This window comes from Chloracidobacterium sp. D (genome assembly GCF_018304685.1).
In the GTDB taxonomy this organism is placed as follows: domain Bacteria; phylum Acidobacteriota; class Blastocatellia; order Chloracidobacteriales; family Chloracidobacteriaceae; genus Chloracidobacterium; species Chloracidobacterium thermophilum.
The window spans coordinates 1,983,912-2,007,876 of sequence record NZ_CP072634.1 but is presented as its reverse complement, the minus strand read 5'-3'; the positions used below and the strand labels follow the sequence as shown (position 1 = coordinate 2,007,876).

Here is a 23,965-nt window from a genome sequence, read left to right as displayed (position 1 = left end):
GCAAAACCTGATGGGGAGGCGGTTCGGATGGCCGGCAAAATTGAAGCTGCGTGGCAGAAGGTGTAGTATTCAGCCCACACTTGGCAAGATGTCGTGCCTGTCCACGTCGCTGTGATGCCGACAGGGTGGCGATACCGGATGCCAGGTTCAACCAGAGACACCTGCCGAAGAGAGACCTATGCCTGCTTCCACAACCCAGGAATACCTTGACGCCCTGCTGGAGGCCATTCGCCTTGAGTCTCCCGAAGAAGCCATCATGGCCCTGCGCGCCAGGTTTCCACTGCTCGACACTCAGCTTATTGCTGCCGACGTACGGTGGGGGCGCGACCTGCGGCAGCGCGGGTATGGACGGCGCGAGATTCTCGAAGACCTACATCTGGCCTGAAGCTGGTTCTCTGCCGGATGTCCGCCGCCCCTGCCAGGTGGTTTCGGTCGGGTGTGGGACATCAAGGTGGGCCAGAATGCGAAAAACGAGATGGTCAACCAGCTCCAGAATGGATTGTGGGCGGTGGTAGAAACTCGGACAGGCCGGCAGGATCAAGGCCCCGGCCCGCTCGACGCGCAGCATGTTTTCCAGGTGGATGGCATTGAAGGGCGTTTCGCGCGGCACCAGCACCAGCCGCCGGCGTTCCTTGAGCATCACGTCCGCCGCGCGGTGAATCAGGTCGCGGGCAATGCCGGAGGCAATGTAGCCCAGGCTGCCCATGCTGCATGGCACGACAGCCATGCCGTCGCAGGGGTGCGAGCCGCTGGCAATCGTCGCGCCGACATCCCTGGCAGGCAAAAGGGTAATCTTGGTCGTCGGCCGGCCCAGCAGCAATTCCGCGTCGCTTTGCCGGGTGCCGGTGACAGGCAGTTCAAGTTCCTCCCGGATGACCGTCACGCCCAACGCACTGATGATCAGGCTGATGCGGGCCACGGCGGGACTGGCGTCGAGATAGTGCAGCAGACGCTGGGCGTAGATGGCACCGCTCGCACCGGTGATGGCAACGGTCAGATGTTTCACGCAGACAGCGACTCACAGGGCCGTAAGGTTGGCCGGTTTTCCAGGGCAAACGCAGCCCGGGCCGGACGGGTAACTCCAACGCCATCATTGCTGTGGAAATGATAAACTGCAAGGACAATCAACGGTAGCCCGTGCTCTCGTGGCGGGTGTGTGGTGACGACAATGACGACAGCCAAAACCTCGACCGTGGCGTGCCCCAAGTGCGGCCGTCTGAATGGACTCCACCGCGCCACCTGCCTGTTCTGTGGTCAGCCCCTGCTCATTCCGGGGCAGGAAAGCCAGGTGATTCCCAGCCTGCGGGAGGCCGATGACATCGAGCCGGGCTACAATGTCATCTTTCTGCCTCCGGTGCTGTCAACTCCCGAAGTCGTTGAGGAAGTGGCCACGGTCGGACGCCTTACGCCGGAGCAGGCGGAGCGTCTGCTGGCTTCACCCTCACCGGTGCCGATTGCACGCGCAGCGACTTCTCACGATGCCGTGTTGCTGACCCAGCGCCTGGCACAGTCCGGGTTGCGTACGGTGGTTCTGTCTGACAGGCAGTTGTCACCCCTTCATCCACCACGGCGTGCGCGAGCGCTGGTGTCCGTCGGGGAATACCTCGAAGTGTGGGGCAGTGAAACGACGACACCTATCCGCCTGCCATGGAAAGACATCTCGCTGCTGGTCTTCGGCCTGCTGCGTTTCCGTCAGGTGCTGGCGCGGGAATCCATGGCCACACGCCGCACCAAGGCCGAGCGCGAGGAACTTCTGACCAATGACGAAGAAGTGCCTGTCATTGACCTGTTTGGTCCAACCCTGGCCACCCACATACGGATTCGCGCCGATGGGTTTGACTACTCGTGTCTGGGCCCGCGCCGGGGGTTGCTGGCGGCGGAAAACCACGTGCGCCTTGGCGACTGGCTGCTGGCTTCAGTGTCTGCCCCGACCGTGGTCAACCGCGACTTTCGCACCGTAGCGCAGGCTATTGAACCCATCTGGGGGCTGACGAAAACCAAAAGCCGGCAGCCCTTCAAACGGGCTGGCATCGGGAAGGTGTCGGCGGAGATGACCGAGTACGTGGATAACGACCGCCAGTTCACCTGTTTTGCCCGAAGTCTCTTTTTTATTGCCCGCCCTGCCTGAGCGTCATTCCAAAGGCAACCGCGAGGGGCGGCAGGATATTATTTTTGTGAAAGGCTCAACGATTAGGCTCACACCATGACGACACCCACAGTTCAACCCAGAGTTCAGCCCGAATTGGCACCGCCGGCTGTGGCGGCTCAAGACGCTGTCAGAGATTACGACGCCGATTCCATTTCAAACCTTTCCGGGCGGGAAGGTGTTCGGCTTCGGCCGGCGATGTACATCGGCTCCAACGGCGAGCTTGGACTTCATCACCTGGTCTATGAAGTGGTGGACAACTCCGTGGATGAAGCCCTGGCTGGGTACTGTACCCACGTGGAGGTGTTCATCCATCCCGATGACTCCATCTCGGTCATTGACAACGGACGGGGCATCCCGGTGGACATCAAACGGGATGACCCCCTGCAGCGGTCGGCGGTCGAAATCGTCATGACGGAGTTGCATGCCGGCGCCAAGTTTGGGAAGGACAACACGTACAAGGTATCCGGGGGGTTGCACGGCGTTGGCGTTTCATGTGTCAACTTTCTGTCAGAATGGCTGCGGGTCGAGGTCTATCGCCATGGACACGTCTATGAGCAGGAATTCGAGCGAGGAATCCCCACCGGTCCCTTGCGCCAGACCGGTGTCACCACCCGGCGTGGCACGCGCGTCAGTTTCAAGCCTGACCCTGAGATTTTCACCACGACACGCTATGACTTCGATACCCTGGCGCAGCGGCTGCGCGAGAAAGCCTTTCTGACCAAGGGCCTGACCATCACCCTGATCGATGAGCGGGGCGCCGAAGAACGGCGGCATGTGTTCTATTATCCGGGCGGCATTGCCGAGTTTGTCACCCACCTCAACCGCAACAAGACGGTTCTGATGCCCAAACCGTTTTACTGCGAAGTGACGCAGGGGGACCTGACGATTGAAGCTGCGCTGCAATACAATGACGGCTACGATGAAAAGGTCTTCAGCTTTGCCAACAACATCAACACGGTGGATGGTGGCACACATCTGTCGGGCTTTCGGTCGGCGCTGACGGCGAGCATCAATGCCTACATGGCTGGCGAAGGTCTTGGCAAGCAGCTCAAGGAAAATCTCACGGGAGACGATGTACGGGAAGGACTGGTCGCCATCATCAGTGTGAAGCTTCCCCAGCCACAGTTCGAGGGGCAGACCAAGAACAAACTCAACAGTGATGTGCGAGGCATCGTGGATTCTGTGCTGCGCGAGCAGCTCAAGACCTATTTCAACGAGCATCCCTCCATTGCCCGGGCCATCGTCAAAAAGGCCGTTGATGCGGCGCAGGCTCGTGAAGCCGCCCGGCGCGCGCGTGACATGTCCCGTAAATCCGCGCTCAATCACCTGTCCCTGCCGGGCAAGCTGGCCGATTGCGCCGAGCGCGACCCGGCCCGGTCGGAACTCTTCATCGTCGAGGGAGACAGCGCTGGCGGCAGCGCCAAGCAGGGGCGTGACCGTCGGACGCAGGCCATCCTGCCGCTCAAGGGCAAGATTCTCAATGTCGAGAAAGCCCGCCAGGACAAAGTGCTGGAGCACAAGGAAATCGAAGCCCTTGTCCAGGCGCTGGGAACGGGTATCGGCAAGAGCGAGTTCTCAATTGAACGGCTGCGCTATCACAAAGTCATTCTGCTGTGCGATGCCGACGTGGACGGGGCCCACATCCGCACCCTGCTCCTGACCTTCTTCTACCGGCAGATGCCCGAACTCATCGAGCGCGGTCACGTCTTCATCGCCCAGCCGCCGCTCTACAAAGTCAAGAAAGGGAAATCGGAGCAGTACCTGCTCGATGACCAGGCGTTGAACCAGTACCTGCTCAAACAGGCAACAGAACGGGTGGAGGTGACGGTCGAGCCAACCCAGCAGGTTCTCAAGGGCAGCAAGCTGGTGCGGTTTCTGGAAGGACTGCTGGAGTTTCAGGCTCTGGCAGCCAAACTGACGCGACGGCTTGGTGGGGATACCCGCCTGATGGAGTTGGTCCTGCACACCCTTACTGGTGAAGGTGGCTACCGCCCAGGGCGCAAGTGGCATGCCCTTTTTGAGACCGAAGCCTGGCTGCGCCACCTGGCCGAAAAGCTCACTGCCGCTGGATATGCGGCCCACCTTGACCGTGACGAGGAACACAACCTGTTCCGCCTTGTCACCCAGCTTCAGGATGTGAATTCACCGGAGCGAAGCGTGGCTGTGGACTGGGAGTTGGCTACCCACGCCGAGTTTCAGCGGTGTGCCACTATCTATGCCGAGTGGCGCGACGCCATGACGGGTCCCTACCGGGTCTCATTTGGAACGACAACCACGCCTGTGGCGGAACGCGCTGCGCTCAGCGAGCAGGTGTTTGCTTTCGTCCGGGGTGACATCTCCATCCAGCGTTACAAAGGCTTAGGCGAAATGAACCCGGAGCAGCTCTGGGAAACCACCCTCAATGCTGAAAAACGAACCTTGCTCCAAGTGCGGATCAATGATGCTGTCGAGACTGAAAACCTGTTCACCATCCTGATGGGAGATGATGCCAAACCACGCCGACAGTTCATCGCCGAACACGCCCTCGATGTGAAAAACATCGACGTTTGACCCAACCTCTGCCGGCCTGGTTGTGTTATGGCCGGGAGCGTCAGACACCCAGGCGGGCAGGGCGCAAGTCAGTTGGCTGCCTTGCCCCGCTTTTTGTTTTCCCGGAAGCCGCTGTTGGGAATGGCGCTGACGACGACCTTGCCAAACCGTGCCGACTGGCCAATCCGTGGCACCGTCCCGACGAAATAGGCCCGCTGCCCAGGCACGAGAAACTCACCGCCCGCCATGGTGCGTCCGCTTCCGATTGGCACGTTGTACTTGTCCAAGACCATAAACAACAGGGACGGATTGTAGCGCCGGACACCGTCATTGCCCGTGTGGACAACCTCGCCGCTGATCACGATGTCACCATTTTCAGCTACTTCAGCCGTACAACTTTCAATGCGGAGCGGATCGTTGATGGGATTTTCGACCTGAACATTGATGGGAAACGACATACTCGCCTCACCTGCAAAAGATGAGAAATGGCAGGGACGCCGGAGAAACTTGCTTCCAAGCTACATTGCGCTGCCGTGGCTTGGTAAGTCCGAAAAAATTAAGTCCGAAAAATTACGGTGCGCCAAGGAGCATCACGTTTGCCCACTGTGCCGGATGGTGGGCTGGGACCGTGCGCCAGGCTTGCTGGAGCGCCACGGCCGGACTGGCTCCCGCCTGCCGCACCCGATGAAACGCGCACATCAGGTCACGCATGAAGTGGTCATCCGTACGGGCCAGCGTGGCGACGACGCTCGCCGCGCCCGCTGCCAGAAAGGCCTGTCCAAGGCCCGTTGCGCCCTCGCCCCGCAACGAAGCTCCAAGCGCCGACTCGCAAGCTGAAAGCACCACCAGGCGGAGCTGTGGAAAGGAACATTCGTACACTTCGGCAGCCGTAAGTTCCCCGTCATCTTCAGCAGTGGATGTGAGGTAAAGCACCGACCGCAGCGGTGCATCCGGTTCAGCCCGGCCGTGAACGGCCAAGTGGGCCAGGTGGGCCTGGTGCAGCGCCGCCATGAGGTTCGCTTTCGTGACCTGTCCGCCGGTCAGTGTCACTCCTGTCCCCAGAATGGATTGCAGGCAGCGGATTTCATCCCGCGCGCCGGGAAGCGGCGGCAGGTCCTGAGCTTCAGCAGTGGCGGACAGGTCTGGATCGGCTGCGACAAGAACCCCCGCAGTCTGTGGCGCCTGAGTGCACTTTTCAAGCACATGGACAAGAGATGTCACGCTCGGACACACTGAAAATGGGATGTGCCCGGCGAACCACTGTCCTTCAGCATCACAGAGAACCGCCCACGGCAGGCTGTAAAGTGGGCCGTCGGGAACGATGACCAGGCGCGTGGAAGCCATCCTGGAAAGGTTCAGGGGCGCGATGAGTGTGGCGTACAGATGTTGTCCGATGTGGCGGAGGTGGGCGATGTCACTCGTCGCATCGGCTAAAAGGCGGTTGAGGGTATGGATGTCGTGGGCCAGCCGCCCGCCGGTGATAGCCAGTGTCGTGTGATGCAGGCTGTGTCGTGTGAGTACGAAACTTTCGGTTTGATCCTCTCCGACCGCGTAGGCCAGAACGATGACCTGTTCCGGCAAACGTGCCTGTAAAGCCCTGATGAAAGCTGCTCCGGTGACTGGAAGGGGGGATGACCCGCCGGGTCCTCCGGTGTCCGGGCGGCGGCGGTCGAGCAGGGTTCGCGCCCGCGCCTGTTCGAGACAGGCGAAGGCTTCCACAACCTGGCCGCGTTTCAGCCGCAGGGCGGCCAGACGCTCGTACAACTCGGCATGCCGGTGGAAAAAGCGTTGGCGGTCAGGGGTTTGGGTCAGGCGAAGGCGCGTTGTTTCCAGCCAGCGGATACCGGCTTCCAGGGCGGCTTCAGCGGACTGGGGGTTGCCAAGGGCAAGGTGGGCGGCGCTCCGTACGGATTCCACAAGCGGCCAGTAGGCATCGTGCTGCCCGGTGCGCAGGTTTTCATCAGCCGCCGTACAGAGCTGAAGCGCAGCCACGGGTTCCCCTAGCGCCATGCGACACCAGGCCGCCGTCGGCAGGTAGTCGAGGGACAGCACGCGCCGCACACGCGGGTCGTTGACCTGCTCCAAAACCCTGGCGGCCCGGTCAAGGGCAGCCGCTGCCTCTGCCGGCCGGCTGGACTTGATGTTCAACACCGCCAGCAGGGTTTCAGCATCGAGCTGAAAGGCCGGGAAGGTTTGTCCGGCCGCCGCCGCGCGGGCTTCTTCGGCAAAGGCGAGTCCCAGTTCAAAAGCCCCGGCCGCCGCGCAGGTTCGGGCCGCGAAGGCGCAGGCTTGGGAATACCGCCGGGGGTTTGTGCCTCGCTGGCGGCCGGTCTGGAGCAGTTTGCGCAGCGCCAGCAGTGCGGCGGGCGCATTGCCCTGGTGTTCGTGGGCATCACTGAGAATGAGCAGGGTGCGTTGGGTTTCCTCCCAGTCGGAAAGCGTCTGAAAGGTCGCCAGCGCCGACTGGCAGTGGGCGACGGCCAGCGCCGGCCGAGCCTGGCGGAGGGCAAGCTGGGCGCGCACCCGCAGGGTTTGCCCTTCCAGGCGGGTATAGTGTCGGCTGTGCGCCGTGGACAGCAGGGCCGCGCTTAGCCGGTCAAGCAGGTCGGTTTCGGGGCGCTGTACGGCGCAATAGACAAGTCCCAGTTCGGCTTCGGCCGCGCTCGCCAGGTCGCCGACCGCGAGAAAGGTCTGGCGTGCGCGCTCGTAGAGCGGCTCGGCGGCGGTGGGTTGGCCCTCGATGGGATAGCGTTGGCGGGCCTGGCGCAGGTTCTGCCGGGCCGCCAGCCACGGGGCCGCCTGTTCTGTGTCCCGAAGCCTGGCGACAGCCTGGGCAAGGTCGGTTGCCCACAGATCACCGGCTTGTTGCCTGCTCTGCTGAGCCAGGCAGTGAAGCAGCTTGAGGTGTCGCGATGCACCGGAAGTCACAAAGGCTTCGGCCAGCACACCTGCCCCGTCGAGTAATGCACCCAGATGGTGGGTGAAAAAGCTCTGTGCTTCGGGCGTCTCCGGGTGGTCGGCAAGTTTGGCCAGCGTGTTCTGAAGATGTGAGAGGTCAGGTGGTTGGCGGGTGAGGTCATCCAGGTGCTGCCGGGCGACGGCGGCCCAGGCTTCGTCCTGTTCTTCGTCAAGGTAGTGTTGCCACTCGGCTTCCGCGCGGCGTGCCAGACCAAGCTGCTGAAACAGGAGCGCACGGTTGAAGTGGGCGGCTTGGGCGTGGTCGGGGTGTTCAAGCGCCTGGTTGAGCGCTTTGAGCGCCGCCTCGAAGTCTTCCGGTCGCCCGTGCCGGAGTCCCCATTCGGACTGCACAATGGCTGCGTCGTTGGACCAGTCCGCCGTAGCGGGGTGTGGGGATGTCAGACGACGACGGGCCAGGTGTATCTCCCCAGCGGCCAGGTCGCGCCAGAGCAGGGCATGGGTACAGGCGGCAGGTTCAAGCGTTGTTGTGGCGGCGACAGCAGCCGTCAGCCTTGTGGTTTGTGCCAGGTTGAGGCGGGCCGTCGTCCCGGTGGAAGGTGCCGGCGCCCCGGAAAGACGAAACCCATGGGGCGAAGTCACCGGCCATTGCCGAAGGCTCTGCCACACATCAGGTTGGCTGGTGAGAGATGGCTGCCGGCAGGCCGGCAGGCCAGCGACAACCAGCACCAGCAGCCAGGCTCCCGGCCAGGTGATACGCCACAGGCAGGGCACAAGCGCAACACTTGCACGTTGCCGGCTGGTCATGGCTATCCCGTCTCCGTGGCTTTCTATTCGGAGCATATTGCATCGGTACACCTGGCGTGCCAATACATGGCTGGTGAACCTGCTTTACCGAAACGTTCCAAATCATCACGAAGAGGACACCTTTTCGACCTATGACTTTCTCTGGCAATCAAAAGCACACGGCGCAACACCGGACGGCGCTGCTTTTGCTGATGTTGACTGTGCTTCTGACCTTTGGCTGCACCTCTCCACCCCCGGCGCAACCGCCCTCCCTTCCGCCTCCGCCGCCATCTGCGCCAGCATCACCTCCGGCGACGACTCCTGCCAAGCGTCTGGTGGCAACCCTGGAAACGACCAAGGGCCGGATTCGCTTTGAACTCCTGACGCAGGATGCGCCCAAAACCTGTGAAAACTTCCGCCTGCTGGCCGAGCGAAAGTACTTCAACGGGCTGACGTTTCACCGTGTCATCAAGGGCTTCATGATCCAGACCGGCGATCCCAAAGGTGACGGAACAGGTGGTGAATCGGCTTTTGGGGGCGAATTTGCCGATGAAATTGACCCCAAATCGCCGCTGTATCTGGCCGGGTACAAGGCCGGTATTGTGGCGATGGCCAATCGCGGTCCGAACACCAACGGCAGCCAGTTTTTCATCATGCACCGGGATTACCAGCTTCCGCCGCAGTACACGATTTTCGGGCGGGTGTTTGAAGGCCAGGACGTGGTGGATGCTATTGCCGAGACGCCGACCTACCAGGGCCCGGAAATGCTGAAGCGGGACCGGCCCCTGACGCCCATCCGCATCATTTCGGCGACGGTCAGCGAATTTTGACCTGCGCGCCATGACGAAGGGGAGCCTTCTGACCTATCCTGCTACGCAACTCATCTTTGGAAAGGATATTGCGGTATGTCCACCCGGCGCATTGCGACGCTCGTCACCAACTACGGCACGATTCAGTTTGAGCTGCTGGCTGAGGACGCCCCCCGGACGGTTGAAAACTTCACGCTGCTGGCGAATCGTGGCTATTACACCAACGTGACCTTTCACCGCGTTATTCGCGGTTTCATGATTCAGGGCGGCGACCCGACCGGCACCGGTGCGGGCGGAACGTCGGCTTTCGGGCGGGAGTTTGAAGATGAAATCAATCCTGCCTCGCCGTTGTACCGGACGGGCTATGTGCCGGGGATTGTCGCCATGGCCAACCGGGGGCCGAACACCAACGGCAGCCAGTTTTTTATCATGCACAAGAAAAGCGCCCTGCCGCCCAACTACACGATTTTTGGGCGGGTCATTGCCGGGCAGGAGGTGGTGGACGCCATTGCCGAGACGCCGACAAATGCCCAGGACCGACCCCTCAAGCCGGTGATCATCGAGTCGGCGCGGGTGGAGGAGGTTCCGGCCGGTTGAGCCGCGGCTGAGAAGGTCACTTGCTTTTCGGGGATGAACGCGCTAGTTTCACGTCCCGCATTGCACGGCTGCATCCTTAGCTCAGTTGGATAGAGCGTTGGCCTCCGGAGCCAAAGGTCGCTGGTTCGAATCCAGCAGGATGCACCACTTTGCTTTTCCCCTGCGCGCCGGTCCGCCGCCCTCCTGCCATGGAAACTCACACTGCTGCCGTCGAGATGCGCGGGGTCACAAAGCGTTTTGGGTCTCTGGTGGCCAATGACGCGGTGACGCTCACCATTGCCCCACAGACGGTTCACGCCCTCATCGGGGAAAATGGCGCTGGCAAGTCCACGGCCATGAACATCCTCTATGGCCTGTACACACCGGATGCCGGAGAAATCCGGCTGCGCGGTCAGCCGGTCCACTTCACTTCCCCACGCGCTGCGATTGCCGCCGGGCTGGGCATGGTTCACCAGCACTTCATGCTTGTGCCGACGCTGACCGTCCTTGAAAACATCATCCTTGGCGCAGAACCGCGGGTGGGGTGGATGGTGGACAAGGCCGGTGCCCGGCGCAAGGTGCTTGATTTGTGTGAGCGCTACAAGCTGCGCGCCAACCCGGATGCCCTCATCGGGGAGTTGTCGGTTGGTGAGCAACAGCGCGTCGAAATCCTCAAGACCCTCTACCGTGGCGCGGACATTCTGATTCTCGATGAGCCGACGGCCGTTCTGACGCCGCCGGAAGTCGAGGAACTTTTTGCAGTGCTGCGGACGCTCCGCCAGCAGGGCAAAACCATCATCCTCATTACCCACAAGCTGGCCGAGGTGCTGGCGATTTCCGACCGTGTGACCGTGATGCGTGACGGGCGCGTGGTGGGGGAAGTCGAAACCCACGAGACTTCGGCGGAAGCTCTGGCCCGATTGATGGTTGGGCGCGAGGTGCTCCTGCGGGTTGAAAAAACGCCGGCCCGACCCCAGAACGTGCTGCTTGAGGTCAGACAACTCACAGCCCTGAAGCCCAATGGGACGCCAGCTCTGCGAGGCGTGTCATTGCAAGTGCGCGCCGGAGAAATCGTCGGGATTGCCGGGGTGGAGGGGAATGGACAGTCAGAACTCATTGAATGTCTGGCCGGGCTGCTGAAGCCCACCGGTGGGGAGATACTGTTGCTGGGTCAGTCGCTGGTGGGGAAATCGCCCCGTGCCATCCGGGCGCTGGGTGTGGCGCACATCCCGGAAGACCGCCACAAACGCGCTCTGCTGCTGGATTTCGACCTGTCGGACAACGTCATCCTGGGAGACCATTACCATCCTCCGGCAGCCCGTTTGGGATTTCTTGACCGCCCGCGCATCAACGAGCGAACGGAGGCGCTTTTGCAGGCTTTTGATGTGCGTCCACCCAATCGCCGGGCGCTGTCCCGGTCACTGTCGGGAGGGAATCAGCAGAAGCTTGTCGTCGGACGGGAGTTTGAGCTGCCGCCAAAACTTCTGCTCGTGGCCCAGCCGACCCGTGGAGTGGACATCGGCGCTATTGAGTTCATTCACCGCAAGCTGCTGAAGCTGCGTGACGCTGGCGTAGGCATCCTGCTGGTATCGGCGGAACTGGAGGAAGTTTTGTCCCTTAGTGACCGCCTTCTGGTCATGTATGATGGGCGCATCGTCGGTAACGTTGAGCCAGACCGGGTTTCCCAGGCCGAGTTGGGGTTGATGATGACCGGCGCTGTCCATTCTGACACGGCTGTGGAGCATCGCTGACATGCCTTACTACTGCCCAAACTGTGGCGCTTCCAATCCTGATTCGGCTGCGGCCTGCTACAACTGTGGAGCACCGAACCCAACTGTCAGGCCCACTGACCCGACACCGCCTGTAGCAACCAGTCCTTTTGAGGCTCCAACCCAGCCGCAATCTCCCTACCAGGCGCCGTCCTATCCTCCCTATCCTCCGCCGGTAACGCCCTCGCCCTATGGAATGCCACCACCGGCACCGTATCAGCAGCCTTACGTAACTCCCGATGTCACTCCGGCGTATGGGGCGCCACTCTACGGACAGGTTGGGTATCAGAACCCGGCATTTTCCGTCGAGGCACAGCACTGGCAAGGGCGGGCGCGGACGTCGCTTATCTTGGGAATTTTGGGATTGCTCTGTTGTGGCTTGCTGGGGCCGGTTGCCTTGGCGCTTGGGATGCAAGCGAAAAACAGCTTGCAGCGCCTAGGGGTCATGGAAGGTCAAACCATGGCCCTTGTCGGTATGATTCTCGGTGGGGTGGCCACTGCCCTCTGGCTGCTGTGGACGCTGGTGAGCCTCGTCTCCAGGTGATGCTTTCAGGGGCCATCTGGCGGTTTGAGTTCCATTTTGAGAGGAGAAGACAACATTGGCGATACTACCTGGTTCCTTTATTCTGACAACACCTTACGGGCAGCCTTCCCAGTCACCCTACCAGCAACCGTCCTATCCACCACCTATGCCCCCCATGCCAGGGGGGCAACTGCCGGGTGCAGAGAAGCGAATGCCAGCGGCCCTGCTGGCAATCTTTCTCGGTGGTTTCGGCGCACATAAATTTCTGCTCGGCTATCAGCAGGAAGGGCTTATCATGGCCGCCGGCACGGTGGGCGGCTTCATCCTTTCCATCGTCATTGGACTTGTGACCTGTGGCATTGGGTTTTTCCTGCTCATTATCCCCTTTGCAGTTTCGGTCATTGGGCTGATTGAAGGCGTGATGTATCTGACCAAAAGCGACGAAGAGTTTGTGCGGACGTATGTTCAGGGGCGGCGCCCCTGGTTTTGAGAAATCCCCCTGCCCACGCTTGTCCTCTGATGAGGCGAAGCTTGAGGCAGCTTCGACTGGCTTTGGGGAAATGTCTTGACCCTGCTGTATTGGTTTTCCCCTCACCTGAGAGAACGGCAATGCTCCGACAGATGCGCCTGGCAACCACAAATGGCTACGAACCGGCCCTTGATTTGAACCTCTTCTCCAGCCCCTACGGTGGGTCAACTCCTCCGTCGTATCAACCCGCGCCCTATCCGCCGCCGGTGGGTGGGCCCATCCCCGGCGCTGAAAAGAAAATCCCGGCGGCCATCTGCGGTATCCTGTTGGGTGGGCTCGGCGTTCACAAGTTCATCCTGGGGTACACGGTGGAAGGTCTCATCATGCTGGGGATTACCGTGCTGACCTGTGGCCTTGGCAGCCTGATCTCCGGCATCATCGGACTGGTGGAAGGGATTATGTATCTCACCAAATCCGATCAGGAGTTCGTGGCGACCTATATTCAGGGACGCCGTGGCTGGTTTTGAGGGACTGTGCTGGAACCTGCTGATGCCCCGCCAGCCGTGAAGTTGCCGCTTGATGAAGTGGCGCGGTTGGAAGGGCGTACCTGGTTGGCGCTGGTGCTCGGCATTATCTCCGCGCTGATCGGCTGGCTCTGTACTCTTCCGCTGGGCGTTTTTGCGCTTTTTCTGGCGATTCAGTCTGAGGCTGCCATCCTTCGCCTTGAGGACCATGACCCGTTGCCGGAAGTCGTCCGGGAGCGACTGATCAGGCTTCAACGCCGTGCGCGTTGGAGTCTGGTGCTCGGTGTAGTCGGGACGGTTTTCTTCCTCGTGAGCCTCGTCCGGTTTCTCTGGCTTTACCTTTCGTCAACCTGAGCTCGGCTTTGGAGTGCATTCACTATTCACTACTCGCCACTCACCACTCGCTACTCGCCACTCGCCATCCCCGTGAAGCCCTACGGAAAACGGTAGCCACAGCCGGAGCAGAAACGGGCCCCCATCTGGTTGACGAGTCCGCACTGAGGACAGGACGGCATCCCGGACGTTGCTTCTGCGGTGTGAGGCACGACGGAAGCTTTCGCTCCGCACCGTGAACAGAAGATGGCATTAGCTGGCATGGGAGACTGGCAGGCGAGACAGCGTTGTTCTGGCGCAGCCGGCGGCGGCTGATAGGCCCGGTACGACGGTTCAGGCGGTGCCGTCGGCGCGTAGAACTCGAAGGGCTGCGCCAGACGGCTGTCAATGTGAGTCCACAAGTCCTCGACCAGCTTGAGTTGATTGAATGCACCAACGATGGGAAGGACAACAAGCGGCCCCAGCAAAACATAGCCGACCACACCCAGAGCGGCTTTCTCCAGCCACTTGCTCGTACCAACCTCGACAAGCAGACGGTCACCCAAGACCTGAAGCCGTACCGTCAGGGCAGAGGACTGGCCCAGCAGGGTTGTCAGTGTTGAGTCCCGGACGGCCTGGATGACCGTGGCCCCACCGACCGGCACAACCTGTACGCGGTGGTCCCGCATCAGAAAAAAATGCCTAATGTCATTGGCCAGCGCCGTGAGGTTGAATCCTGCGGGAAGGCGATAGGTGCGGTCTTGCATGCGAGCACTCCAGACTTGGATGACAATAAGGTTCGGACTACCTTATTGAACGATGTCAGCCTTGCTTGTAGAACGCCAGGCTGCTGGAATGCAACCACGATTGAGGTGAAAAACAGAGCCATGACGTATGCACTCAGACCCTGGTTGGCCATGGCGCTGTCCGGTGGCCTGCTCGGCTTCAGCGGTATGTCCACGACGGTTGGCGCGCCGGTTTCGGCACCCATCCCCAGCCCGGAATGCCCCGGCAGTCCAAGCTATGACTGTAGCGGGATTCCCCCCGTCATCTGCCGAACAATCTGTAACCAGTTCCAATCGGCTGTTGTGCGTGATCGCTGTGCCTATCGGCAACGGCTGGTGATTGAACGGTACGAGAAACCACGCCGGCCCGGTGATGCGCCGGGCCGCCAGCGCCAGAATCGTGAGACCGAAGTCATCGTCGAACCAGCGACCCGACCTGATGAAACCGGGCAGTATCCGGTACTGACGCGCATCGTGAGCGACACGGATGACAACGGACGCCCCAAGAGCCGGATTGACCCAAAGGCACTGACCATCCTCTCGGCCCAGGGCTTTTTCGACCTGATTTTTTTCCCACTGACGCCTGAGCGGGTTGCCTATTACGAGTTTGAGCCGACGACTTCCCCCCGTGAGGGGGAACTGGCCTTCCGGTTCCGTCCCCGGACGCGCTCACGGACGATCCCGCTGGCTTCCGGAGTGATTTACCTGAACGAACAGGGCGAAATGCTGACGCTCACCATAGACGGTATGTACAACCTGGAGGTTCTCGACAAGAACCTCAAAAACATCCGGTCCATTTCGGCAACGGTGGATTACTCACAGTTCAATGACCGCTTCCGTATGCCGACGCTGGCGCGCGGTGAGGGACTGTCGGATGTGGCGCGCTTTGATGGCTACTTCAAGTTCAGCTTTGAGGAAGGTAACTATCGTCCGGTGCTGACGTTGCCTTCTTGGGCGATGACTAGACGCCCGCCACGCGATTGAGTTGAGAGAGCAGGAAGCCGGTTGGAAAAAGTTTAGGGCATCGCCACACTGTTAGTGACGATGCCCAGCGAATAGCCGTACAGTACGTTTGAGTCTGGATCAGCGTCCTGCCAGTTTGCCGACGAGGGTGAAGAGCGGCAGGTACATGGCAATGACGATGCCGCCGATGGTGACACCCAGGAAGCCAATCATGATCGGTTCAATGAGGGTCAGGAGGTTGGCAATGGCGGCATCCACTTCGAGTTCATAGAAATCGGCGATCTTGGAGAGCATGGCGTCGAGAGCGCCAGTTTGTTCCCCAACACCGATCATCTGACACACCATTGAAGGAAATACACCGCTGGCCTTGAGCGGCTCAACGATGGTTTGTCCTTGTTCGATTGAGTCGCGCACACGATTGATGGCGTTGCCAATCACGACATTTCCGGCGGTACGGGCGGTGATGTCGAGGGATTCGAGAATCGGGACGCCACTTGACAAAAGGGTAGCCAGCGTACGTGAAAAACGGGCAACGGCAATCTTCAACAGGATGTCGCCGATGAGGGGAATCTTGAGCATCAGGCGATCAATGAAGAGCCGCCCGGCGGGTGTCCCGTACCAAGAGCGAATCGACAGGGCAATACCTACTATGGCGATAAGCAGGAGCCACCAGTAGCTAGCCAAGAAGGCGCTGATCCCAATGACGATTTCGGTTGGGAGGGGAAGCCGTTCACCTGGCCCAAGCAGCCCCTCAAAGATGTTGCGGAAGGCCGGAATGACCACGACCATAATGACCGAGATGACTGCAACAGCCAGCACAATGACCGCTGCTGGGTAAATCAGGGCCGAGATAACATCCGAGCGGAGCTTGACAATTTTTTCGATGAAGGTGGCGAGCCGTTGCAGGATAGTATCGAGAATACCACCGGTTTCCCCCGCCGCCACCATGTTCGTGTAAAGGTTGTCAAAAACCTTCGGATGTTTGGACATGGCATCGGAAAGGGTTGAGCCACTTTCGACATCCGAACGCACCTGTGTAAGAACCTGTTTGAAGTATTTGTTTTTGTCCTGCTGGGAGGCAAGGATTTCAAGGCACTGGACGAGCGGCAAGCCGGCGTCAATCATCACGGAAAACTGACGTGTGAAGATGGCCAATTCCTTCGCGCTGACGCTCCCGCCGGCCAACTTGGGCAGGGCAATCGCTGTGTCCCGGCCTTTTTCTTGGACACTGAGTACGGTGACCTGTTCGCGGCGGAGCATGCTTTCGAGCTGCTCACGGTTGGCAGCCGTGCGCTCGCCACGCACCTGCTGATTGAGCTGATTGCGTCCTACGAAAACATACGTCGGCATGACCGAATCACTCCTTACACGGATGCATCTGCAACGGCTTTGGACAAAGCCCTATACCTCAAACAGACTGTGGCGCTATCGCCTTGCCCAGCGACTGTGACTTACGGGACAACGCCCGACAACACCACCCTACTGCCGGTGATTTCTCAAGTGTGGTGTATTCGATGAAAAGCGTGTACATATTGTTGACGATATGAGCGCCGAGCGCAAGTCACGAAGTGAAAACTCCGTGACTTTGCAGGATTCATCCATCCGATCAGACCTGGCTACCGGCGAACAGGGGGAGGCATGCCGGGCCGCGCCGGACCGCCCGGTGGCATCGGCCGTCCACCGGGAGGCATGGCGCCGCCGCCGACCCCGCTGGTGGCACGGTTGATGAGGTCCTGTAACTCATCGGGATTGTGCGACCGTGCCATCGCCACTTCGAGTGTAATCTGACGACTGAGATACAAGTTGAGTAATGACTGATTGAAGGTTTGCATCCCGAATTTGTCCTGCCCGGTTTGCATCATTCCGTAAATCTGGTGGATTTTGTCTTCCCGGATGAGGTTGCGGATGGCCGAGTTTGGAACAAGGATTTCGAGCGCCATGCAGCGTCCCTGTCCGTTGGCTTTAGGAAGCAGCGACTGGCACAGCACGCCTTCAAGAACCAGGCTGAGTTGCGTCCGAATCTGCGATTGCTGGTGGGCTGGAAAGATGTCAATGATCCGGTTGATGGTCGAGTAGGCTGAGTTTGTGTGAAGCGTGCCGAAGGTCAGGTGCCCGGTTTCAGCGATGCGCAGCGCCGTTTCAACCGTTTCCAGGTCACGCATCTCCCCGATAAGCACCACGTCAGGGTCCTGTCGCAGGGCAGCGCGCAGGGAGTTGGCAAAACTGTGCGTGTCGGCGTGGACTTCACGCTGGTTGACGAGGCAGTTCTTGTTCGGGTGGAGAAACTCGATGGGGTCTTCAATGGTGATGATGTGTTCGTGCCGGTCCTCGTTGATCTTGTTGATCATGGCCGCGAGGGTTGTGGACTTGCCGGAACCGGTCGGCCCAGTGACGAGGATGAGACCCCGTGGTTTTTCACACAGCTTCTTGACCACCGGCGGCAGTCCCAACTCCTCAAAGGTACGGATTTCGTAGGGGATAGCCCGGAAGACCGCTGCCACAGCGCCGCGCTGGTTGAAGAGGTTGGCCCGGAAGCGGGACAGGCCCTTGATGCCAAAGGAGAAGTCGAGTTCGAGTGTCTCCTCGAAACGGTGCTTCTGGGCGTCGGTCAATACGGAATACGCCAACTGCTTGGTGTCTGCTGGTGTCAGTTCCGGGTAGTCCAGCGGACGCAGATGCCCGTGAACGCGGACCTGAGGTGGTGAGTTGGTGGTGATGTGCAGGTCTGAGCCGCCCAGCTCGATCATTTTCCGAAGCAGGTCGCTCAGCACGAGGTTTGACGACATGGCAGGTCCCTCCCTGGGTTGGCGCTTGTGGCAGGCGATTGCCTGCATATCTGGGGTTCAGACGCAGTGTGTGCGTCGGTAGGAGTAACTCAGGTTGGTGTCCCCGGCCTGATACCATAGCCCCTGCGTCAGCATTGACATCCGCACTATGTCAGGGTTGGTGGCTGATGGACCAGAGTCGGGTGGTCACAGAACCGTCTCCCGCACCACTTCTTCGATGGTGGTGATCCCATCCATAATTTTTCGCAATCCGCTGCGCCGCAGTGTGAGCATCCCGTGCTCAATCGCCTTTTTGCGCAACTCCAAGGCCGAGGCGCCGATGAGGATGAGTTCACGTAACTCATCATTCATTTCCATCACCTCGTAAAGACCAACCCGGCCCTTGTAACCCGAACCCTTGCACTTCGGACACTCCCGCCCGTCCTTGGTTTTGCCAGTCCCTTCGTAGATGACGACTTTCGAGGCCTCTTCCGGAGTAAAGCCCAGCTCGATCAGCGTTTGAGCCGGCGGCTGGATTTTGGCCGGGGCCTTGCACTCGGTACAGATGCGCCGGATGAGTCGTTGTGCCTGAATAAGGTTGACCGAAGTGGCAACCAGAAACGGCTCAATCCCCATGTTCATCAGGCGGCTGACGGTCGAAGGGGCATCGTTCGTGTGCAGGGTGGAGAGCACCAGGTGCCCGGTGAGGGCCGCTTTGACGGCGATTTCCGCCGTTTCAAAGTCACGAATCTCACCGACGAGGATGATGTTGGGGTCCTGGCGCAGGAATGAGCGCAGCGTAGCCGCAAAATTCAACCCGATTTGTTCTTTCATCTGCACCTGGTTGATACCAGTCAGGTTGAATTCGACCGGGTCCTCTGCCGTCATGATGTTGGTGTCCGGCGTGTTGAGACTGGCCAGTGCCGAGTAGAGCGTGTTGGTTTTTCCCGATCCCGTCGGCCCTGTCACCAGCACCATGCCGTAGGGTTTGGCAATCTGGCGTTTGAATTTTTCGAGGCTTTCCGGCTCAAACCCCAGCTTGGTCATATCAAGCATCAGCTTCTCTTTGTCGAGCAGCCGAAGCACGATTTTTTCGCCCCAGATCGTGGGCAGCGTCGAGACGCGGAAATCCAGGTCGCGCACGCCGGTGTCGCGTTTGAGTTTGATTTTGATGCGTCCGTCCTGGGGCAGCCGGGTCTCGGCAATATCCAGTTTGGCCATAATCTTGATGCGTGAGGTCAGCCCGGCACGCATTTTCAGCGGTGGGCGCATAACTTCCCGCAACAGACCATCCACGCGGAAGCGGACACGAAACTCTTTCTCGTACGGCTCGATGTGGATGTCACTTGCCCCGTATTCCAGCGAGCTGACCAGGATCATATTGACCAGCTTGACGACCGGCGCTTCATCGGCTGAGGCCGCACTAAGGTCAAGGACATCTTCATTGGATTCGCTGACTTCAAGATCGCTGTCGCCCAGCGCCTCGTTGAGTTCGCTCATGGCCTCATCGAGGTTGACAGGTGCTGTGGTGGGGACATTAGCCCCGCCAGCGAGGCTGCTGAGGCTGAATTGGTCATTGAGTCCGGCTGAGAACTCGCTCATTTTCTCCGCCAGAACGAGTCCCTTTTCCGGGGCGTAGTAGCGCGCCAAGGCACGTTCAAGCGAAAGCTCTGAAACAACGACCTGATCGATGTTGAGCCCCGTCATGAACTTGATGTCGTCAATGGCAAAGACATTGGCCGGATCCACCATCGCCAGCGTCATCGTCGAGCCGTTGCGCGCCAACGGCATAACCATGTACTTACGGGCGGTTTCTTCGGGCAAAAGTCGGACGGCGTTCGGGTCAACATCAAACAGGTCGAGGTTGACAGCCGGAACACCGTACTGTCGGCTCAGAACGGCTGTGATGGCCTCGTCCTGCACCATCCCCAGCGAGACAAGAATGGAGCCAAGCCGACCACCATGAGCCCGCTGGTAGTCAAGCGCTTCCTTCAACTGCTGGGGTGTGATTAGTCCCTCCTTGATGAGGACTTCACCAAGTTTTGCTGACATTTTCCGAATACCCTGCGGTAAGAGGTCGAGACTGACCAGAAACGCTTACGTGTAAAGCTCAGCTTGCAGGAGCTGTACGAGGTTGGCTTTTCTCCAGTTTGGCATGGAAACTAAGTGAATGGTTGCAAGCATGTCAAGCCAGAGCTTCAGGCAGCCGAGTGCCTGTCGTCACTGCCCAATGTTTTGGGCTGCGGTCTGGCTGAGCGGCGGCATCCTGCTTGCGTCCTGGCTACCTGAAACCTCGCCCTGGTGGTGGGGACTGGGATGTTTCAGCGTCTGGCTGTTGTGGGCCAGCCAGCGACGGCAGCCTTGCTTTTTCCCGGAATCCGGGTTGCGATTGGCTGCTGTATGTACAGTACTGGGCGGAGCCTGGTGTGCTTCCCTGGAGCAGGCGGCACGGGAAGCCCCTGACCGGGTGCGCGTCCGGCTGCGGACCTTGCCGCCGGATACCTCGCTTCGGCTGACAGGCCAGCTTGCCGACTGGCCTGAACCGGCCGTCGGACGTTTGTCCTTCGATGTGGATGTCGCCACCCTCCAGTCAACACCGTCGTCAGTTCCTGTCCCGGCACGCGGACGGGTACGGTTGGTGCTGCTGCTGACCCGCCCCGAGCATGTCCACGAATGGGAGCAGGCAACCCTGACGCCAGGCGACCTGCTTGCTGTCACCGCCACCCTCAGTCGCCGGGGCCGCTACGCCAATCCGGGAAGCTACGCGGTCGGCGACTATCTCGACTGGCGCGGCTATGATGCTCAGGGTCAGATCATTACCCTGACGCGCCTGCGCCCCACGGCTTCACCGGCTGGCTCGTGGCTGAAAAAACTGCGGCTGCATGCCATCTACCAGTTGCAGCGGGACTTCGACGCCCGCACCGCCGGGTTGTTGGCGGGAGTCGTGCTGGGGAGTGAGCGCTTTCTGGATGCCACCTGGGCTGACGCATTCCGTCAAAGTGGGACGTTTCACCTGCTTGTCATTTCGGGTTCGCATTTTGCCTTGGTCGCCGGACTCATGGCCTGGATACTGACCCGTTTTGGCATCCACCGCTGGGCCGTGGCGCTAGCAGTACTGGCTGCGGCGTGGGGCTACGCTCTGTTGGTCGGCCTCGATCCGCCGGTCTGGCGGGCCGTGGTGGCGGTTTCCATCTGGCAGTTCGTCGGTCTGTGGTATCGCCGGCCGCACTGGTTGAACATTCTGGGAGCCTGCGCTTGCGTGCTGCTGGTGACGCAGCCCTCGAATCTTTTTGCCGCGAGTTTTCAGTTGACATTCGGCGCAGTCCTGGCGCTCGTCGGCGTGGCCGCGCCCATCCATGCCCGTTTGCGGGCCATTGGTGCCTGGCAGCCGAAACGTACCAGTCCCTATCCGCCCCATGCGCCGCGTTTCATCCGCCGTCTGGCCGAGGCCCTCTTTTGGCGACCTTCGGCGTTTCAGGCCCGGATGCGGGGTGAGCCGGTGACGTACCGTCTGGAGAAATCCCCTTGGGCAGCGCGGCTCGAACGCCTCGGATTTGGCGACTGGAACCTCCAAACCGGGTTGCGGTGGGCTTTTGGGCTGCTGCTGGCGAGTACCTGTGTGCAAATCGTCCTGTTGCCCCTCAACCTCTTCTACTTCAACCGTCTCACGCCGGGCGGCGGGGTGGCGACACTGGTGGCAGAACTCATGATGAGTGTCGTGTTGTTGTCCACGCTGGCGTACTTTGCCCTGCTGGTGGTCTTCCCGCCGGGTGCCGCGCTTGTCAAATGGCTGGTCGCCGGGAGTGTTCACGGACTCGTCCGGGTGGCCGAAGTGGGAAGCCGATGGGGAAGCTGGCGGGTGCCACACTGGGAAGGGTGGGGGCTTGCGCTGTATGGCGGCTTTGCCCTGGGGTGTCTCCTGCTGGTTGTGGCGCTTGAGCGGTGGCAACCGCTGGCGCCGCCTTCCGGCCGCCGACACGAGGTGGCCCCGGTCATGCTGGGGGCTGCGCTGTGTGTCGTTTTCGGTTGGCTGAGTGTGGCTCCGCCGCGCACCTGGCGCATGCCGCCGGCCGGCTGGCTGCGGGTGACGTTCCTGGATGTCGGGCAGGGAGACAGCATCCTGCTGGAGTTCCCAACCGGTGAAAGCATCCTCGTGGATGGCGGCGGACAGTCCGACAGCCGCCGCCCCCGGCCGGATGGCTTTCGTGAAGACCACCTGGACATCGGTGAGCGCGTCGTTGCCCGCTGCCTGTGGGCGCGTGGTATCAGACGGCTTGACGCCGTGGTGGCCACGCACCCCGACACCGACCACATCGGGGGACTTATTCCGCTGGTGGACAGTTTTGAATGGGGCCAAGTCTGGCACGGGCCAGCGCGCCTGGATGACCCGGTGTTTCGGCGGTTGGTGCAGGCACTTGATCGCCGGGCTATTCCACGCCAGGCCGTTGGCACTGGTCAGCGCCTTCAGCTTGGCAATGTCACCCTGACTTTTCTCTGGCCGCCGGCCGGAGCGGTCCCGACCGGCGCCAATGATGATTCCGTCGTCCTGCGGGTCGAGTACGGCCGGCGCGCCTTCCTTCTCACAAGTGACATTGAAGCTGCGGCGGAACGCCAGCTTGTGGCCCAACCAGCCAACCTCACCTGCGATGTCGTGAAAGCACCCCATCATGGCAGCCGCAGTTCGAGTTCGGTTGACTTCATCGGGGCCACGCGGGCGGCACACGTGGTCTTCAGCGCGCCGCGACAGTCCCCCTTTGGGCATCCCCACCCGGAGGTGGTGAATCGCTATGCGGCACTTCTGCCGCGGGCCGCGCAGTGGCATACCGGACGGGACGGTGCGGTGACGTTTGAAACGAATGGCGACATCCTGCGCGTTGCAACTTACGCCGGCCGCACGGGTGTCTGGTGACGGGGCGCCAGGGATGCCAGTCCGGGTTGGAAGCGGCCGCCGTGGGAGAGTGCATCAGGTGAGGTTAGGGCGATGAGGTGGTGTGTTGTATTCCTGACGGTGTACTGGTTGATGGCCGCGGTCGGGGCTGTGCCAGCCCAGAGCGGACGGCAGCGGGAACGCCCGGATGATAAGCCCCGCACCGGTTTTGAACTCGTTTCAACCGACGGCGGTTTCCGCGTCCGTCTGCCGCGCGGCTTCGAGCAGCCCAGGCGTGAGGACAGCGCCAACGGCTCCGTCATTGCATTCACCAGCCTGTCGGCCAATGAAACCCTGTGCAGCGTGGCCGTCAGAACCTTTACCCGCTTGGAACTGAAAGACGCCACGCCGGATCAGGTCATGGATGCGGCGCGGGATGCGTTGCTGCGCCCGTACAAGGGAGCCATCGAGCAGGAAGACCGCTACATCGTTCAGGGCCATCCGGCGCGCGCCGTTTTCTTCGGTGGTATGCGCGATGACAAGGCCATCTTTGGCCGCGTGGACTTCATCTTTGCTGCGCCACGCCTTTACCAACTGGCCGTCATCACAACCTTTCCCATCGAGCTGGACCGGGACGACGTGCAGCGGTTCTTTGAAACCTTCACCCTGCTCGAACCACCGGGGTCAGCCCAGGCGCTGCCGTTCAATCATCAGGCAGCGATCCACAACCACGCGCAGACCGGCCTCCCGCGCCCGCTGGACGCTGGGGTGAACAACCCCAAGCTGGAGCCACAGGGCTTTGGCACCCTTGTCAATAGCGGCTTCGACAATCGGCGGCACATCTTCCGAGCGCCGGAAAACGTTGACCAAATCCACCTCACCGGGGATGGAAGCAAGATCGGGATAGCTCGGACGCCCGAAAACCGCGACTTCCATGGGGTTGACCGGGATGATGTCGTAACCCCATTCGAGCATGAACCGGCTCACGCCATGACTGGCGCGGTCGGGTTTGGACGACAGCCCGACGACCGCAATCCGGCGGCAGTGTTCCAGAATCCAGGCGATGTCGGCCGCACGCTGAAAATCGGCAACAGAAAAATGGTCAGTCATGGTTCTCCATCGTTGGGAAAACGTTTCACGGCGCGGGAACATCCGCTGGAACGTGAGGCCGCAGTCCGCCGTGAAATGCTACCATAGCGTTTGGTGTCACCCTATGCTGGGGC

21 protein-coding genes and 1 tRNA gene are annotated in these 23,965 nt (G+C 60.6%); 13 read left to right on the top strand and 9 right to left on the bottom strand.

Annotation, left to right across the window (positions count from 1 at the left end; genetic code table 11):
• Window positions 1-178 precede the first annotated feature (178 nt).
• Window positions 179-385, top strand: coding sequence for a hypothetical protein (locus tag J8C01_RS08460; protein ID WP_014100198.1), 207 nt, complete (start codon window positions 179-181; stop codon window positions 383-385).
• On the opposite strand, the gene J8C01_RS08455 is transcribed toward J8C01_RS08460, so the two are convergent.
• The gene (locus tag J8C01_RS08455) at window positions 371-1,006 is read right to left on the bottom strand and encodes a UbiX family flavin prenyltransferase (RefSeq protein ID WP_014100197.1); all 636 of its coding nucleotides are present in this window, start codon (window positions 1,004-1,006) and stop codon (window positions 371-373) included. The two genes, J8C01_RS08460 and J8C01_RS08455, sit on opposite strands and share 15 nt — an antisense overlap.
• 162 nt (window positions 1,007-1,168) lie before the next feature.
• Here J8C01_RS08455 and J8C01_RS08450 point away from each other — a divergent pair, with 162 nt between their 5' ends.
• Window positions 1,169-2,128 carry a hypothetical protein gene (locus J8C01_RS08450; protein WP_211431618.1) on the top strand — a complete coding sequence of 320 codons (960 nt, stop codon included), beginning with the start codon at window positions 1,169-1,171 and terminating at the stop codon, window positions 2,126-2,128.
• Window positions 2,129-2,203: 75 nt separating this feature from the next.
• Complete coding sequence (gene gyrB, locus J8C01_RS08445) at window positions 2,204-4,699, top strand: DNA topoisomerase (ATP-hydrolyzing) subunit B (RefSeq protein WP_081464804.1); 2,496 nt, start codon at window positions 2,204-2,206, stop codon at window positions 4,697-4,699.
• A gap of 68 nt (window positions 4,700-4,767) precedes the next feature.
• Here gyrB and J8C01_RS08440 read toward each other — a convergent pair whose 3' ends face one another.
• Together J8C01_RS08440 and J8C01_RS08435 are read right to left on the bottom strand one after the other, a co-directional pair.
• Window positions 4,768-5,136, bottom strand: a complete 369-nt coding sequence (locus J8C01_RS08440) for a hypothetical protein (protein WP_014100194.1) — start codon at window positions 5,134-5,136, stop codon at window positions 4,768-4,770.
• Between the two features lie 112 nt (window positions 5,137-5,248).
• Window positions 5,249-8,401, bottom strand: coding sequence for a CHAT domain-containing tetratricopeptide repeat protein (locus J8C01_RS08435; RefSeq protein WP_211431617.1), 3,153 nt, complete (start codon window positions 8,399-8,401; stop codon window positions 5,249-5,251).
• A gap of 131 nt (window positions 8,402-8,532) precedes the next feature.
• On the opposite strand from J8C01_RS08435, the gene J8C01_RS08430 reads away from it, so the two are divergent.
• The 8 genes from J8C01_RS08430 to J8C01_RS08395 all read left to right on the top strand — a co-directional run bounded on the left by J8C01_RS08430 (window position 8,533) and on the right by J8C01_RS08395 (window position 13,404).
• Window positions 8,533-9,210: a peptidylprolyl isomerase gene (locus J8C01_RS08430; RefSeq protein ID WP_249355429.1), complete on the top strand. Its 678-nt coding sequence runs from the start codon at window positions 8,533-8,535 to the stop codon at window positions 9,208-9,210.
• A gap of 75 nt (window positions 9,211-9,285) precedes the next feature.
• The gene (locus J8C01_RS08425) at window positions 9,286-9,786 is read left to right on the top strand and encodes a peptidylprolyl isomerase (protein WP_014100191.1); all 501 of its coding nucleotides are present in this window, start codon (window positions 9,286-9,288) and stop codon (window positions 9,784-9,786) included.
• Window positions 9,787-9,856: 70 nt separating this feature from the next.
• Window positions 9,857-9,933: transfer RNA gene (locus J8C01_RS08420), tRNA-Arg, on the top strand.
• A gap of 41 nt (window positions 9,934-9,974) precedes the next feature.
• A complete protein-coding gene (locus tag J8C01_RS08415; RefSeq protein ID WP_014100190.1) occupies window positions 9,975-11,516 on the top strand; it encodes an ABC transporter ATP-binding protein in 1,542 nt (513 codons plus the stop codon).
• Window position 11,517: 1 nt separating this feature from the next.
• On the top strand, window positions 11,518-12,078 hold the full coding sequence (locus J8C01_RS08410) for a zinc ribbon domain-containing protein (RefSeq protein WP_211432708.1): 561 nt from the start codon (window positions 11,518-11,520) through the stop codon (window positions 12,076-12,078).
• Window positions 12,079-12,133: 55 nt separating this feature from the next.
• Window positions 12,134-12,547, top strand: coding sequence for a TM2 domain-containing protein (locus J8C01_RS08405; RefSeq protein ID WP_249355427.1), 414 nt, complete (start codon window positions 12,134-12,136; stop codon window positions 12,545-12,547).
• Window positions 12,548-12,792: 245 nt separating this feature from the next.
• Complete coding sequence (locus tag J8C01_RS08400) at window positions 12,793-13,053, top strand: TM2 domain-containing protein (RefSeq protein ID WP_211432706.1); 261 nt, start codon at window positions 12,793-12,795, stop codon at window positions 13,051-13,053.
• 6 nt (window positions 13,054-13,059) lie between these two features.
• The gene (locus J8C01_RS08395; protein ID WP_211431616.1) at window positions 13,060-13,404 is read left to right on the top strand and encodes a hypothetical protein; all 345 of its coding nucleotides are present in this window, start codon (window positions 13,060-13,062) and stop codon (window positions 13,402-13,404) included.
• An 80-nt stretch (window positions 13,405-13,484) separates the two neighbouring features.
• On the opposite strand, the gene J8C01_RS08390 is transcribed toward J8C01_RS08395, so the two are convergent.
• On the bottom strand, window positions 13,485-14,129 hold the full coding sequence (locus J8C01_RS08390) for a zinc ribbon domain-containing protein (RefSeq protein WP_014100184.1): 645 nt from the start codon (window positions 14,127-14,129) through the stop codon (window positions 13,485-13,487).
• 120 nt (window positions 14,130-14,249) lie between these two features.
• On the opposite strand from J8C01_RS08390, the gene J8C01_RS08385 reads away from it, so the two are divergent.
• Window positions 14,250-15,131, top strand: a complete 882-nt coding sequence (locus tag J8C01_RS08385; RefSeq protein ID WP_211431615.1) for a hypothetical protein — start codon at window positions 14,250-14,252, stop codon at window positions 15,129-15,131.
• A gap of 99 nt (window positions 15,132-15,230) precedes the next feature.
• Here the strand turns inward: J8C01_RS08385 and J8C01_RS08380 are convergent, their stop codons facing one another.
• The 3 genes from J8C01_RS08380 to pilB form a co-directional block, all read right to left on the bottom strand.
• Window positions 15,231-16,460 carry a type II secretion system F family protein gene (locus tag J8C01_RS08380; protein WP_014100182.1) on the bottom strand — a complete coding sequence of 410 codons (1,230 nt, stop codon included), beginning with the start codon at window positions 16,458-16,460 and terminating at the stop codon, window positions 15,231-15,233.
• Window positions 16,461-16,726: 266 nt separating this feature from the next.
• Window positions 16,727-17,896: a type IV pilus twitching motility protein PilT gene (locus tag J8C01_RS08375; protein ID WP_014100181.1), complete on the bottom strand. Its 1,170-nt coding sequence runs from the start codon at window positions 17,894-17,896 to the stop codon at window positions 16,727-16,729.
• A gap of 186 nt (window positions 17,897-18,082) precedes the next feature.
• Window positions 18,083-19,927, bottom strand: a complete 1,845-nt coding sequence (gene pilB, locus J8C01_RS08370; RefSeq protein WP_211431614.1) for a type IV-A pilus assembly ATPase PilB — start codon at window positions 19,925-19,927, stop codon at window positions 18,083-18,085.
• A 178-nt stretch (window positions 19,928-20,105) separates the two neighbouring features.
• Between pilB and J8C01_RS08365 the strand changes: the two genes are divergently transcribed.
• Window positions 20,106-22,784 carry a ComEC/Rec2 family competence protein gene (locus tag J8C01_RS08365; protein WP_211431613.1) on the top strand — a complete coding sequence of 893 codons (2,679 nt, stop codon included), beginning with the start codon at window positions 20,106-20,108 and terminating at the stop codon, window positions 22,782-22,784.
• A gap of 198 nt (window positions 22,785-22,982) precedes the next feature.
• Here the strand turns inward: J8C01_RS08365 and J8C01_RS08360 are convergent, their stop codons facing one another.
• Window positions 22,983-23,336 (bottom strand): hypothetical protein, encoded by a 354-nt coding sequence (locus J8C01_RS08360; protein ID WP_211431612.1) that lies wholly within the window; start codon window positions 23,334-23,336, stop codon window positions 22,983-22,985.
• Window positions 23,337-23,426: 90 nt separating this feature from the next.
• Window positions 23,427-23,852, bottom strand: coding sequence for a CoA-binding protein (locus tag J8C01_RS08355; protein WP_211431611.1), 426 nt, complete (start codon window positions 23,850-23,852; stop codon window positions 23,427-23,429).
• Window positions 23,853-23,965: the final 113 nt, after the last annotated feature.

Excerpts from the sequence above, each read along its gene's own strand:
- J8C01_RS08460 (WP_014100198.1), top strand. The coding sequence starts at position 179 with ATGCCTGCTTCCACAACCCAGGAATACCTTGACGCCCTGCTGGAGGCC.
- J8C01_RS08450 (WP_211431618.1), top strand. The coding sequence starts at position 1,169 with ATGACGACAGCCAAAACCTCGACCGTGGCGTGCCCCAAGTGCGGCCGT.
- gyrB (WP_081464804.1), top strand. The coding sequence starts at position 2,204 with ATGACGACACCCACAGTTCAACCCAGAGTTCAGCCCGAATTGGCACCG.
- J8C01_RS08440 (WP_014100194.1), bottom strand. The coding sequence starts at position 5,136 with ATGTCGTTTCCCATCAATGTTCAGGTCGAAAATCCCATCAACGATCCG.
- J8C01_RS08435 (WP_211431617.1), bottom strand. The coding sequence starts at position 8,401 with ATGACCAGCCGGCAACGTGCAAGTGTTGCGCTTGTGCCCTGCCTGTGG.
- J8C01_RS08430 (WP_249355429.1), top strand. The coding sequence starts at position 8,533 with ATGACTTTCTCTGGCAATCAAAAGCACACGGCGCAACACCGGACGGCG.
- J8C01_RS08425 (WP_014100191.1), top strand. The coding sequence starts at position 9,286 with ATGTCCACCCGGCGCATTGCGACGCTCGTCACCAACTACGGCACGATT.
- J8C01_RS08415 (WP_014100190.1), top strand. The coding sequence starts at position 9,975 with ATGGAAACTCACACTGCTGCCGTCGAGATGCGCGGGGTCACAAAGCGT.
- J8C01_RS08410 (WP_211432708.1), top strand. The coding sequence starts at position 11,518 with ATGCCTTACTACTGCCCAAACTGTGGCGCTTCCAATCCTGATTCGGCT.
- J8C01_RS08390 (WP_014100184.1), bottom strand. The coding sequence starts at position 14,129 with ATGCAAGACCGCACCTATCGCCTTCCCGCAGGATTCAACCTCACGGCG.
- J8C01_RS08385 (WP_211431615.1), top strand. The coding sequence starts at position 14,250 with ATGACGTATGCACTCAGACCCTGGTTGGCCATGGCGCTGTCCGGTGGC.
- J8C01_RS08380 (WP_014100182.1), bottom strand. The coding sequence starts at position 16,460 with ATGCCGACGTATGTTTTCGTAGGACGCAATCAGCTCAATCAGCAGGTG.
- J8C01_RS08375 (WP_014100181.1), bottom strand. The coding sequence starts at position 17,896 with ATGTCGTCAAACCTCGTGCTGAGCGACCTGCTTCGGAAAATGATCGAG.
- pilB (WP_211431614.1), bottom strand. The coding sequence starts at position 19,927 with ATGTCAGCAAAACTTGGTGAAGTCCTCATCAAGGAGGGACTAATCACA.
- J8C01_RS08365 (WP_211431613.1), top strand. The coding sequence starts at position 20,106 with ATGTTTTGGGCTGCGGTCTGGCTGAGCGGCGGCATCCTGCTTGCGTCC.
- J8C01_RS08355 (WP_211431611.1), bottom strand. The coding sequence starts at position 23,852 with ATGACTGACCATTTTTCTGTTGCCGATTTTCAGCGTGCGGCCGACATC.